This window comes from Metabacillus sp. FJAT-52054 (genome assembly GCF_037201815.1).
Lineage (GTDB): Bacteria > Bacillota > Bacilli > Bacillales > Bacillaceae > Metabacillus_B > Metabacillus_B sediminis.
In genome coordinates this window covers 2399612-2413120 of sequence record NZ_CP147407.1, presented here as the reverse complement: position 1 = coordinate 2413120, position 13509 = coordinate 2399612, and the positions used below count along the sequence as shown (strand labels likewise).

Here is a 13509-nt window from a genome sequence, read left to right as displayed (position 1 = left end):
AATACCCTTTTTGGAGAAGAATTCATCCATCGATAAAAAAAAAGATACAAAAAAGCTCTGATCCATTAGCGGCCAGAGCTTTTTTTCTATTCTCTATGCTGTTCGTATTGATCGGCCTTGCTTATCTTGCGGAGAAGTCCGGCTTCTTCATTCGTAAGCGGCTCTGCATTCACTGCCGCTGCATTCTCCTGCAGCTGCGAAAGCTTGCTTGCCCCGGGAATCACGGCTGCTACAGCGGGTGAAGCGAGGCAATATTGGAGGGCTGCTTCTGTATAAGAGTGGCGCGGTGCCGCTTTTTTCAATTCTGCGCGCAATTCAGCAAGCTCGGCAAAAGAATAGCTCATATATCCTTTTTCTTTGATACTTGAACCAGCCTGCTCCAGTTCTCTATCTGACAAAATTCCCTTAGCAAGCGGCCCTCGTGCAATCACGCTGACTCCATGTTCTTCAATAAGGGGGAACCATTCCTCCGGTCTCCGGTCAACTAGACTGTATTGCATCATAATAGAGGCAATTGATGATTTCTCAAGATACTGTTTGATTACATTTGGTCTAATGGAAGAAATGCCGTATTCCCGTATTAGGCCTTCTTTTTTCAGTTCTTCAAAGGCTTCAATCGTTTCATTTATATTGTCCTCGATTGTCCCTCCGTGCAGCTGATAAAGGTCAATATAATCGGTTCCCAGTCTTTGCAAGCTATCTTTCACTGCGTTTTGGATGTGGAATTTGGAGGGGTCCCATGTCCAGCCGTCTTTACCTTCCTCCCAGCGGTTCCCTGCCTTTGTCGCGATGATCAGGTCCTGTCTGCGGTTTTGAATGGCCCGGCCTACAAATTCCTCATTTAAACCAAAGTCGTAGAGGTCGGCTGTATCAAAATAATTAATTCCAAGTTCAATCGCTTCATCAATAATGGCTCTCGCATGTGATTCGTCCTTGCCAAGTGACATGCAGCCCAGCCCCATTTTGCTCACATATAAATCGGAGCGCCCGATTTGTCTTTTTTCCATCAGCGTTTCCCTCCTGTCCTATCTATTCTGACAGTAGTATACCGGTGATGAAATTGCAAACGGGAAGCCTGTCTTATGTTTTGTCAATCCATTCCTTGACAGTTGTGAATTGCTTGCTGTATTCCTTTAGTTTCATTCTGATTTCCCATGCTTTCCCGACAAGGATGATCCCTTTTTCCAGTTTGTATATTTTCATGCGGTCCCGTTCCTTTCGTTTAAAAGGGGTTATGATAGAATGTATGAAGATACGGTGAATATTACGACAGGAGCTGAAAAGATGGAGCATTTAAGAGAGAAAGAACTTTCATCCGAGCAAATTTATTCAGGCAAAATCATTGATTTATATGTACAGGAAGTTGAACTTCCGGACGGAAAAACGTCAAAGCGTGAAATCATTAAGCATCCTGGAGCAGTAGCTGTGATTGCTCTTACAAGCAATGGGAAAATACTGATGGTTGAGCAGTTCCGCAAGGCGCTTGAACGGACCCTAGTTGAAATTCCAGCTGGAAAACTGGAAAAAGGCGAAAAACCCGAAATAACGGCAGTTCGTGAGCTTGAGGAAGAGACAGGCTATACAGCAGGAAGTATCGACCATCTTATTTCGTTCTATACATCACCAGGTTTTGCGGATGAACTGGTTCATTTATACATAACGGAAGACTTAATTCCTTTAGAAAACAAAGCAAGCCTTGACGAGGATGAATTTGTGGAATTAATGGAAGTGACGCTTGAAGAAGCAGAGGAAATGGTGGCAAATGGGCGAATTTATGATGCGAAAACGGCCTACGCTGTTCAATACTTACAGCTGCGTCAAGCAATGAAGGGAAAATGAAGGAGTTTTTTGCCGATCTGCACGTTCATATCGGCTCTTCCATGTCGGGAAAACCGGTCAAGATAACGGCTTCCAGAGCTTTGACGCTTTCTTCTGTTTTGACGGCAGCCAGTGAAGAGAAGGGGATGGATGTGATTGGCATTATCGATGCACATGTTCCGGAGGTTCTCGAAGAGGCAGATAAGCTGCTTAAAGCAGGCGTATGCATAGAGCTTGAAGGCGGTGGAATCCGATTTCAAAACACGACTCTGATCCTGGGGTCAGAGCTCGAGATCTATGACGAAAATTGCTCCGGACCGATACATGTCCTCGTCTATTTTCCGAACTTAAAAACAATGAAAGAATTCTCAGAGTGGATCTCACACTATATGAAGAATAATACGCTGAGCTCTCAAAGAGTCTATGCTTCAGGAAAAGTCCTTCAGATGAAGGTCAAAGAGCTGGGCGGATTGTTCATTCCCGCTCATATTTTTACTCCATACAAAAGCTTGTATGGAAGGGGAGTGAAAACATCATTAACGGAGGTCTTTGATCCGGGTTTAATTGACGCGGTGGAATTGGGTTTAAGCGCGGATACAGAAATGGCGTCCGCCATTGCAGAGCTTGCTGAGTATCCTTTTGTAACAAATTCAGATGCGCATTCAACAGGGAAAATAGCAAGAGAATATCAGAAGCTGCAATTGATGGAACCTTCCTTTAAAGAATTACTGCTGGCTCTTAAAAATGAGAAGGGGAGAACGATCCTTGCAAATTACGGTCTTAATCCGCTTCTCGGAAAATATCACCACACTGTATGTGAAGGCTGTGGTGCAGTCATGACCAATGTAGTCACAGTCTGCCCAAAATGCCACTCAAAGAAAGTCGTGAAGGGCGTCAGTGACCGACTAAAGGAACTTGCAAATTCACCTGGAAATCTAGACATGCGTCCGCCATATATCCACCAGGTACCTCTTCAATTCATACCAGGAGTGGGACCGAAAACGCTAATGAAGCTGAAAGACCATTTCGGTACAGAAATGGATATTCTTCACCGTGTTGCGAAGGATGATCTTGCTCGTATTATTCCTAAAAAGATAGCAGGACTTATCGCTGACGCAAGATCTGGGAAGCTTGCTGTATTAGGCGGCGGAGGCGGTGTGTACGGCAGAATTGATCAAACGTAAATAAGGTAAGCGAAAAAGGCAGCCGGTGCAAAATGATCCGGCTGCCTTTTTGCATCGAATTTAGAGAGTGTCCCTGACTCCTTAAGGAAGGTCCGCATTATAGCTCCTTCTATCTATTCATTTTCCCTTCGTGATCATTGAATTTTTTACTCTAACCACGATTTTTCATGATTTTGAGTTTAAGAGATTAAAAATAGGCTGTTATGCTGATTGAAAATTTAGATAAAATTATACAAAAGGTAACAAAAAATTTACAATCCTTTGATTAAATGAAGGGTGTAAAGCATTTACATACTTTTAGGGGGATGGACATGAAAAAAAGAATGGCAGCGGCACTGACTATTAGTTTAATGGTACCGGTTTTCACTTCTGCGGGAGCTGCAAGCGGACCAGTAACAGTAAAATCGGTTGAATACAAAGGCATGCAGGCACCAAAGACGATTCCTGAAATGGTGGACACTTATACAAAAGCATCCATCGAAGTGACATACAGCAACGGCCTAAAAGAAAATTACCCGCTTTCTTATAACCGCCTCTTCAAATCTGAGGACAAAGTGGCTGTGAACAAAGGAGAAATGATTGCTGCAGGCGCTCCAATCGATGTGAATGGAAACGTCATTATGGATAACAGCGTTGAAGGAAAACCGACTCCTTACGTTTCCGATGCCCCTGATTCCAACAGCATGCTGCGTGTAGGAAATGAAATTTATATGATTACGCACTATGAATATCAAACATTTGATGCTGCAGGTAAATCAGCATATGGCCTGGTGCCGGCGTCCATGTCCCTTTCAAAAATGAAGCAGGATCCAAAAACGGGGAAATTAACTCCTGAAAAAGTGGAGAAAATCGATTTTTCTGATGTGAACGGAATCTGGATTCCCTGCAACGGGTCTCTATCTCCGTGGGGCACACATTTAGGATCAGAGGAATATGAGCCGGATGCCAGAAGCTTCGAAGATACAAAATCCAAAACTTATGCACAAACAGCCAGTTTCGCTAAGCTTTACTTCGGAGATGAAAAGAAAGCCAACCCATACTACTATGGTTGGATTCCTGAAATTACAGTGAAAGAAGGCGGAGAGACTGAAGTGGTTAAACACTACAGCACAGGCCGCTTTTCACATGAGCAAATGACGGTCATGCCTGACTACCGCACGGCGTTTTTCGGTGATGACGGCGGGAATACGATGATGTTTATGTATGTAGCCGATAAGGAAAAAGATCTATCTTCAGGAACACTTTATGCGTCTAAATTCAAACAGACTGGAACCGAAAATGGGGGTTCCGGTGACATGGAATGGATTCGCCTGGGCCATGGAACGGATGCCGAAGTGAAGCAGATCATCGACAGCGGTACAAAATTTAGCAGTATTTTTGAAGTTTCCGATACACCGAAAGAGGGCTTCACAGCAGTTAAAACATATGCAAATGCAAACACTGAATACCTGAAGCTGAAACCAAATATGGAAAAAGCAGCTGCTTTCCTGGAGCCCCGCCGCTATGCAGCCATGATGGGTGCTACTTCCGAATGGAATAAAATGGAAGGTTTGGCGTTCAATCCAAAGGAAAATAAAGTATATGTAGCTATGTCTGATGTGTCTAAAACAATGGAGAAAGATGCAACAGGAAAAGAGCCTGCAGATCATATCCAGCTGCCGAAAATTAAATCCGGTGTAACCTATGAATTAAATCTTGCAGAAGGACAAAAAGATCAGACTGGCGCACCGATTAACAGTGCCTATGCAGCTAAATCGATCAATGGTCTTCTGACTGGTGAAGATATGACTCAAGCGGACGCCTACGGAAATACGGCGAATCCTGATAAAGTGGCTAATCCGGATAACCTGACGTATTCAGCTGAAATGAACGCCCTTTTAATTGGGGAAGACAGCGGAATGCACACGAACAATTTTGTATGGGCATATGACCTTGACAAGAAAAAACTTGAGCGTCTTTTATCGGTTCCTGCCGGTGCAGAAGCGACAGGTCTTCGCATGATTGAGAACATGATGAATCACTCTTATATGCTAAGTAATTTCCAGCATCCAGGGGATGGATTAAAAGACTTCCCGATCACTGCGGTGAACAAAGATCAGCTGATTGCCGAAATGGAAAAACAAATCGGGATTAACAAAACGGGGGGCGTAGGCTATGTCGATGGTTTCCCATCCGTTAAAGCCGGCAGCGTCGCTGTCCACAACTATCCGATTGGCCGTATGAACGTGAATAAACCGGTACAAATGTATAAAATGGATGCCTCGGGCACAATGACAAAAGCAGCTTCTCTTAAAAAAGGATTCTACCGGGTATACGGAGAAATGAAAGATTACTATAATGTCGGCGGCAGCTATTATGTGAAAAAAGACGAAGCAGGGGCCGTTTATAACGGAAGAATCCTTCTTAAATCGTCAATGGAGATGTATTCAGCTGACGGAAAAGTATTTAAAACTCTTAAAGCTGGAGAAGCCATTCGAGTGTACGGTATGGAAGACGGCAAATATAACGTTGGCAATGGCTACTACGTAAAGCAAGACCGCAAGGCTTTGTACTACGAAGGAATGGTTATGCTGAAGAAAGACGTTTCTATAATGAAGGATGGAAAAACCGCTAAAACGCTGAAAAAAGGCAGCATGGCGCGTGTTTATTCTGTAGATGGCAACAAGCTTCACGTTGGCGGAGGCTATTATATTGATGCAGATAAAGCCTCCATCGCTTATATGAAAAACTAAATGTCCGACTTAGGAAGCCTCTTAAGGATTAAATTCCTTAAGGGCTTTTCTATTTTTTTAAAAGCGTGCCGTTACGAATTGCTGGCCGGAAAGAAAAATGGACACCCAGCCGTTATGAAAGGTACGTGCACGGATGCTTAAATGACATTCTCCATCCGCCTACATATATGGCAGTAAAATTTGCGAAAGCCGCTTTTCTTGCATACAATCCTTTCAGCCGCATAAACTCTATTAAATTAAGGTTGGGAGGACATGCATATGAAAAAACAGCCGATGAAAGTATTCATCGCGAATCACATAAAACAGCAATCATCCATTTATTTATTTGTATGTGTACTGTTCATGATGGGGGTTATATTCGGCGCGATCATTGTAAACAGCATGACCTTCACACAGAAGGAAGACTTGTTTTTTTACCTCAGCCGATTTTTTGGACAGGTTACGGACGGAAAAGTTGCAGATTCCACCGAAATGTTTCAGCAAAGCTTTATGCACAACATTAAATATCTCGGGTTAATTTGGATTCTCGGTATTTCCATTATTGGGCTTCCTATTATTCTCATTATGCTGTTCCTGAAAGGAATGGTAGTCGGATTTACCGTCGGTTTTCTTGTTAATCAAATGGGCTGGAATGGGTTCGTCCTCTCGTTTGTTTCCATCCTGCCGCAAAATATTCTGATCATTCCGGCCTTTATCGTGCTGAGTGCTGCAGCCATCTCTTTTTCTCTTAAACTTGCCATGTACTTATTAAATAAAAAGAGAAATCTGCTTGACTCTCCGCTTCAATCCTTTTCGAAGTACGCAGCTGTGTTTGCAGGAATCATGGTTATGATTGCTGGAGCATCTGTGCTGGAAGCATTTGCTTCTCCGGAACTTATGAAGGCTGTCGTGCAGCTTGTTAATAAATAATAGTTATTTTCTTTTTATAATTATTATAAAGTTCTAATTGTAATTATTTTAGTTGGAACCCTTTCGCTCTTCTGCTATAATGGTTGAGGAAGCGGCGAGGGAGGAAATCGTTCATGGAAAACCGCATTGACCGGATAAAAAAGCAGCTCCATTCTTCTAGCTATAAGTTAACGCCACAGCGTGAAGCGACCGTTCGGGTTTTGCTCGAACATGAAGAAGACCATCTGAGTGCCGAAGATGTTTACCTCCTCGTTAAGGAAAAATCTCCGGAAATAGGATTAGCAACGGTCTATCGGACGCTTGAATTACTGACTGAACTGAAAATTATCGATAAAATAAACTTTGGTGATGGTGTATCCCGTTATGATTTGCGAAAAGAGGGAGCAGCTCATTTTCATCACCACTTAGTGTGCATTGAATGTGGAGCAGTAGCTGAAATTGAAGATGACTTGCTTGAGGATGTAGAAGAAATCGTGGAAAGAGATTGGAAGTTTAAAATAATGGACCACCGTCTTACCTTCCACGGAATCTGCGTAAAATGCCAGCAGAAAAAAGAAGATCAGGAACAAAGCGAATAAGAATACATAAGACCTTTCCCTACACGGAAAGGTCTTTTTTCTTGCCTTCCGTGTCGTATAAAAGCAAGGCGTTCCGGCATATAATGAAGTATCAAAAAAATGAGACAAGACTTCGGAGGGCGTCATGAAACGATATTTGCAGACGGGACTGGACATGTTTAAAGTATTCATCGTCTTTACTGGATTTACGATTCTCTTCTACTATGCTATTATTTGGATTAACTTAGAGTATCAGGATTACCATCGGTATGATCCTCCTGAAGGATCGGCGCTGAAGGTAACAAAGATGGTTGAGAATCAGCCTGATCAATGGCTGAACCGTCTTTTCTTCTTTTATTCAGATGGGGAGTAGAGGAATGTGAATGATCAGCTGAAAGATTTCATTCATTATATGGTCGTAGAACGGGGTTTATCGCATAATACCGTTGTATCCTATGAAAGAGATTTAAAAAATTATCTTCGTTTTTGGGCTGGGCAGGAATTGGACAGCCTGAATAAGGTGTCAAGAGTCCACATTATCCATTTTTTAAAGATGCTAAAAGAGAGCGGCAAATCGAGTAAGACCATTGCACGTCATATTGCTTCCATAAGGGCTTTTCATCAATTTCTGCTTCGTGAACGAGCTGTTGATCAGGATCCTTCTGTCCATATTGAAACACCACAGGTTGAACGGACCCTTCCTAAAGTTTTATCCCTTGAGGAAGTTGAGAAACTGATGGACACGCCGCTCATGAATTCCCCCTTTGGATACAGAGATAAAGCGATGCTTGAACTCATGTACGCAACAGGAATACGTGTCAGTGAGATGACGGAGCTTAATTTAGCAGATGTGCATTTGGAAATGGGCTTTATCCGCTGCTTTGGGAAAGGAAGCAAAGAGCGCATCGTGCCGATTGGACGTACAGCGGCCGGTGCCATACATGATTATTTAGAAAAAGGCCGTGTCAAGCTTGCCAGCAGAAAAGAAACGACGGACGCTCTTTTTCTGAATCACCACGGCAAACGCATTACCAGACAGGGTTTCTGGAAGAATCTTAAGAAAATTTCTCTTGAAGCTGGGATTCAAAAGGAATTGACACCTCATACATTAAGGCATTCATTTGCAACGCACCTGCTCGAGAATGGAGCAGATTTGCGGGCTGTACAGGAAATGCTTGGCCACGCAGATATTTCAACTACACAAATTTATACACATGTGACAAAAACCAGATTAAAAGATGTGTATCAGCAGTTTCATCCAAGAGCGTAAACCCCTTTCTTCGGAAAGGGGATTTTTTATGGCCAGGGAATAGTTGTCATTCTTCTCGAAATTATAGGAATACTGCTTATATACGGGATTAAGATTGTCAGGCAGTTTGTAACCGGTTTATAATGAGGTTGTCAGACTTCTGACAGGATGGCTTCGTAAAGAATAAATCCCGATTTTGAGGAGGGTTTCGATTGAGTAACTATACATATAAAAGGGTGTTTGTTGTAGTCCTTGATTCAGTTGGCATTGGGGAAGCACCGGATGCAAAAGACTTCAACGATGAAGGCGCGGATACTTTAGGGCACATAGCCGAACGTATGAACGGCCTGAATATGCCGAATATGGCCAAGCTCGGGCTTAGCAATATTCGAGAAATAAAAGGTATTCCCGTTCAGGAGCAGCCAAAGGCTTTTTATACGAAAATGCAAGAGGCTTCAAGCGGTAAAGATACAATGACTGGGCACTGGGAAATCATGGGGCTGAATATCACTGAACCATTCCAGGTTTTTCCTGAGGGGTTTCCAAAGGAATTGACCGATCAGCTTGAAAAGGAAACAGGCAGAAAAATTATTGGAAACAAGCCGGCTTCCGGTACAGAAATTCTGGATGAACTGGGAGAACAGCATGTGAAAACGGGAGATTTAATTGTATACACCTCCGCTGATTCCGTGCTGCAAATTGCTGCTCACGAAGAGATTGTGCCGATTGACGAATTATATGATATTTGCGAGAAGGCAAGAAAGCTGACAATGACTGAACCTTTTAAATTGGGACGGGTCATTGCAAGACCGTTCATCGGGGAACCAGGCAAATGGACAAGAACATCAAACAGACATGATTACGCGTTAAAGCCATTTGGCAGAACGGTATTGGATGAGCTGAAGGATGCGGATTACGATGTGATCGCTATTGGGAAAATTTCCGATATTTACGACGGAGAAGGAATTACAGACTCCATCAGGACGAAATCAAACATGGATGGAATGGACCAATTTATTGATGTGATGGATCGACCATTTACTGGAATCAGCTTTTTGAACCTTGTGGACTTTGATGCATTGTTTGGCCACCGCCGCGATCCTGAAGGATATGGAAAAGCACTCGAGGAGTTCGATGCCCGTCTTCCGGAGGTTTTTGGAAAATTGACAGAAGATGATTTGCTCTTGATTACGGCAGATCATGGCAATGATCCGATCCATCACGGAACCGATCATACGAGAGAATACGTTCCATTATTAGCCTACAGTCCGCGGATGACACAGGGTCAGGAAATACCGGTTAGAAAAACATTTGCTGATCTTGGGGCTTCCATTGCAGACAACTTTAAGGTGAAGATGCCTGAATACGGAACGAGCTTCTTAAAAGAGATAAAATGAGGAGGGCTAAGCAGTGAATCGAAATGAAATGAGCAGTGCAGCGGAGTATATTCAAAAGAAAATCGGACAGGCGCCGGAGATCGGGCTAATCCTTGGATCTGGCCTTGGAGTTCTGGCAGATGAAATTGAAGAGCCGGTTAAAATTCCATATGGAGAAATACCTGGTTTTCCTGTGTCCACTGTAGAAGGGCATGCAGGCCAGCTTGTATACGGAAAGCTGAGAGGCACAACCGTTATTGCCATGCAGGGCCGGTTCCACTTTTATGAAGGGTACGATATGCAAAAAGTTGTCCTTCCGGTACGTGTGATGAAGCAAATTGGAGTTAAGACGTTGATTGTTACGAATGCAGCGGGCGGTATTAACGAAGGATTTGAACCGGGCGACCTCATGCTAATCAGCGATCACATTAATAATATGGGGACCAATCCTTTAATTGGTCCGAATGATAAAGAATTTGGTGTTCGTTTTCCTGATCTTTCACAGGCATACAGCAGAGATTTGCGTGCTTTAGCGAAGGAAACGGCAAATGAGCTGAACATTAAAGTACAGGAAGGTGTTTACGTAGCCAATACAGGTCCGGTTTATGAAACTCCTGCAGAAATAAAAATGCTTAGAGTTCTTGGCGGGGATGCAGTAGGAATGTCGACTGTTCCTGAAGTAATTGCAGCTCGCCACGCTGGCCTTGATGTGCTGGGCATTTCCTGTATATCCAATATGGCTGCCGGGATCCTGGATCAGCCGTTATCTCATGATGAAGTCATTGAAACGACAGAAAAAGTAAAATCAAGCTTCCTTAGCCTTGTTAAAGGGGCAGTTGAAAAAATTTCGAAAGCAGGTGCGACAGCATGAGAATGGTAGATTTGATTCAAAAGAAACGCGACGGCAAGCTCCTTGCAAAAGAAGAAATTGAATACGTAGTGAACGGATATAAAAATGATACCATTCCTGATTATCAAATGAGCTCCTTTTTAATGGCTGTTTATTTTAAAGGAATGACAAAGGAAGAGGTGTCCTATTTAACAGATGCGATGGTTAACTCAGGCGAAACGGTTGATTTATCAGGCATTAAGGGCATTAAAGTAGATAAGCACTCTACAGGAGGAGTAGGCGATAAGATTAGCTTGATTGTGGCTCCTCTCGTTGCTTCTGTTGGTGTTCCTGTTGCGAAAATGTCCGGCAGAGGTCTTGGACACACTGGAGGAACCATTGATAAACTGGAAGCCGTTGAGGGCTTCAGTGTGGAATTAAGCGGCAAACAGTTTATCGATAATGTTAACAAGCACGGAATTTCCATCATTGGGCAGTCCGGTGACCTGGTACCTGCGGATAAAAAAATCTATGCACTGAGAGATGTTACAGCAACCGTTGATTCCATTCCTCTAATCGCAAGCAGTATCATGAGTAAAAAGATCGCAATGGGCGCGGATGCCATCGTGCTTGATGTAAAAACAGGCGCGGGTGCTTTCATGAAAACACTGGATCGTGCAAAAGATCTGGCTTCCACAATGGTAGAGATCGGCAGCCACTTAAACCGTAATACAATCGCAGTCATTACGGATATGAATCAGCCGCTTGGATATGAAGTGGGCAACGCGAATGAAATCAAGGAAGTTATTGAGGTCCTAAAAGGCAAAGGTTCAGAGGATTTGATTGAAATCTCAATGGCAATCGCTGTACAAATGTCCATTCTTGGCGGCATTTATCAAACACAAGAAGAAGCTAGAGCAGGGCTTAACGAGGCAATTGAGTCAGGAAAAGCTTTGGAAAAATTCAAAGAATTTGTAAGCTCCCAAAACGGAAATGCTGATCAAATTGATTCAATCGATTTGCTTCCGCAAGCACAACATCATGTGGAAGTAAAATCAAAGCAATCCGGCTACGTAAAAGACATTGACGCAGAGGCTATTGGAGTAGCAGCCCTTCTTTTAGGAGCTGGAAGACAAACAAAAGAAGACAAAATTGATTATGCTGCAGGCGTTTCCTTGAAAAAGAAGGCTGGAGACGAAGTTGCAGAAGGGGAAGTAATCGCTATCCTTCATTTCAACAAAGATGATCATCAGCAGGCAATGGATACATTATACGATGCATTCTCCTATTCAAATGAAAAGCCTGAAAAACGCCCGTTTGTATATGAAATCATTTCAAAATAACCGTTCGGTAAAAGAGGCGAGGATCACTCGCCTCTTTTTTGTATTTGTGAAATACAGCATTCAATAACCCTTCATTATGCTAAACGGCTTACCTAAAAGGAAAGCCGTTTTTTTTATGTTGTTCAGGAAATGAAGTAATGCAGATCAGTATTCCTGGAGAATCTGGTTCCGCTCCCAACCCTTGAGGTGAGAAGCCTTAAAGAATCAAATTGTATAAATTCCCTCTTATTGGACAAAATGGAGTGTATCTTAATTGGGAGGGTTTGGAAATGAAAAAAAGTTTTTCCATGCTATTAATTGTTTGCTTCCTATGTATGACTGCACAAGGAGCATTTGCAAAAGAAAACAGCCTGAATTTGGCGCCGCAGGCAAAGTCTGCTGTGCTTATTGAGCGGGATACAGGCAAAATCCTCTATGAAAAAAATAGTGATGAACAGCTTCCGCCGGCAAGTATGACGAAAATCATGACAATGATTCTTATAATGGATGCGTTTGATAAAGGAAAATTAAAGCTTACTGACAAAATCCGTACAAGTGAATATGCAGCGTCAATGGGAGGATCACAAATTTTCCTTGAGCCGGGCGAAGAAATGTCGGCAGATGAAATGCTGCGCGGAATTGCGATTGGATCAGGGAATGATGCCTCCGTTGCTATGGCTGAGCACCTAGGCGGTTCAGAGGACGGATTTGTTGAGCTGATGAATAAAAAGGCAGCTGAACTCGGGCTTAAAAACACTCATTTTGAAAATACAACCGGCTTGCCTGAAAAAGGCCATTACAGCACAGCGCATGACATGGCAGTCATGGGGAAAGAACTCTTGAAATATGAAAGCATCACGAAGTATACAGGAAAGTATGAAGATTACTTAAGAACAGACACAGATAAGAAATTCTGGCTTGTTAATACGAACCGGCTTGTGAAATTCTACCCTGGAGTAGATGGAGTGAAGACCGGATTTACGAATGAAGCGAAGTATTGCCTGACAGCTACTGCGAAAAAAGGAAACATGAGAGTCATCGCAGTCGTAATGGGCGCTGAAACGCCTAAGGACCGGAACAATCAGGTTACGAAGATGCTTGATTATGCTTTCAGTCAATATGAAACCCATCCGCTTTACAAGAGAAGTGAAGTAATCGGTGTTCAGAAGGTGAGCAAAGGCAGCGATCAAACCGTAAATCTGGTAACATCCGAGCCCATCTCTCTTTTAACGAAAAAGGGAGAAAATACGAAAACTATTACAAAAGAAGTAATCCCTAAAAAGAATTTGGCTGCGCCTTTGAAAAAAGGTGATGTCCTTGGAATGCTTGTCCTTAAAAAGGACGGAGCGGTTGTAGCGAAGAGCCCTCTTATGGCAGAAAAGGATATTAAAACTGCAAGCTGGTGGTCCTTATTCAAACGGGTCATGGCTGACTTCACAAAAGCTGGCTAATTGTGCCGAAAGCCCACTAGTTTTGTCAACGGGCAGGAAAACGCATAAGGAAAAACGAAAGACTCATACAAGCACTGAACAA

Annotated in this window: 13 protein-coding genes; 11 read left to right on the top strand and 2 right to left on the bottom strand. The window is 42.9% G+C overall.

Annotated features, from left to right (window positions below):
- Positions 1–86: 86 nt before the first annotated feature.
- A complete protein-coding gene (locus WCV65_RS12650) occupies positions 87–1007 on the bottom strand; it encodes an aldo/keto reductase (protein ID WP_338776916.1) in 921 nt (306 codons plus the stop codon).
- A 73-nt stretch (positions 1008–1080) separates the two neighbouring features.
- Positions 1081–1203, bottom strand: a complete 123-nt coding sequence (gene mciZ / locus WCV65_RS12645; RefSeq protein ID WP_066098927.1) for a Z-ring formation inhibitor MciZ — start codon at positions 1201–1203, stop codon at positions 1081–1083.
- A gap of 81 nt (positions 1204–1284) precedes the next feature.
- On the opposite strand from mciZ, the gene WCV65_RS12640 reads away from it, so the two are divergent.
- The 11 genes from WCV65_RS12640 to WCV65_RS12590 all read left to right on the top strand — a co-directional run bounded on the left by WCV65_RS12640 (position 1285) and on the right by WCV65_RS12590 (position 13427).
- Positions 1285–1839 carry an NUDIX hydrolase gene (locus WCV65_RS12640; protein WP_338782276.1) on the top strand — a complete coding sequence of 185 codons (555 nt, stop codon included), beginning with the start codon at positions 1285–1287 and terminating at the stop codon, positions 1837–1839.
- Entirely contained in the window at positions 1836–3002 is a 1167-nt protein-coding gene (locus WCV65_RS12635) for an endonuclease Q family protein (RefSeq protein ID WP_338776913.1), read from the top strand. Before WCV65_RS12640 ends, WCV65_RS12635 begins: the two co-directional genes overlap by 4 nt.
- Positions 3003–3313: 311 nt before the next feature.
- On the top strand, positions 3314–5734 hold the full coding sequence (locus tag WCV65_RS12630) for an alkaline phosphatase PhoX (protein ID WP_338776911.1): 2421 nt from the start codon (positions 3314–3316) through the stop codon (positions 5732–5734).
- Positions 5735–5992: 258 nt separating this feature from the next.
- Positions 5993–6643: a stage II sporulation protein M gene (gene spoIIM / locus WCV65_RS12625; RefSeq protein WP_035404218.1), complete on the top strand. Its 651-nt coding sequence runs from the start codon at positions 5993–5995 to the stop codon at positions 6641–6643.
- A gap of 113 nt (positions 6644–6756) precedes the next feature.
- On the top strand, positions 6757–7221 hold the full coding sequence (locus WCV65_RS12620) for a Fur family transcriptional regulator (RefSeq protein ID WP_035404220.1): 465 nt from the start codon (positions 6757–6759) through the stop codon (positions 7219–7221).
- A 124-nt stretch (positions 7222–7345) separates the two neighbouring features.
- Positions 7346–7573, top strand: coding sequence for a YqzK family protein (locus WCV65_RS12615; RefSeq protein ID WP_035404222.1), 228 nt, complete (start codon positions 7346–7348; stop codon positions 7571–7573).
- A gap of 6 nt (positions 7574–7579) precedes the next feature.
- Entirely contained in the window at positions 7580–8470 is an 891-nt protein-coding gene (gene xerD, locus WCV65_RS12610; RefSeq protein ID WP_338776909.1) for a site-specific tyrosine recombinase XerD, read from the top strand.
- A gap of 191 nt (positions 8471–8661) precedes the next feature.
- On the top strand, positions 8662–9846 hold the full coding sequence (gene deoB, locus WCV65_RS12605; protein ID WP_338776908.1) for a phosphopentomutase: 1185 nt from the start codon (positions 8662–8664) through the stop codon (positions 9844–9846).
- Positions 9847–9859: 13 nt separating this feature from the next.
- Positions 9860–10696 carry a purine-nucleoside phosphorylase gene (locus WCV65_RS12600; protein ID WP_035411269.1) on the top strand — a complete coding sequence of 279 codons (837 nt, stop codon included), beginning with the start codon at positions 9860–9862 and terminating at the stop codon, positions 10694–10696.
- Positions 10693–11997 carry a pyrimidine-nucleoside phosphorylase gene (locus WCV65_RS12595; protein WP_035411266.1) on the top strand — a complete coding sequence of 435 codons (1305 nt, stop codon included), beginning with the start codon at positions 10693–10695 and terminating at the stop codon, positions 11995–11997. The genes WCV65_RS12600 and WCV65_RS12595 overlap by 4 nt, the downstream gene beginning before the upstream one ends.
- A gap of 269 nt (positions 11998–12266) precedes the next feature.
- Positions 12267–13427 carry a D-alanyl-D-alanine carboxypeptidase family protein gene (locus tag WCV65_RS12590; RefSeq protein ID WP_338776906.1) on the top strand — a complete coding sequence of 387 codons (1161 nt, stop codon included), beginning with the start codon at positions 12267–12269 and terminating at the stop codon, positions 13425–13427.
- Positions 13428–13509: the final 82 nt, after the last annotated feature.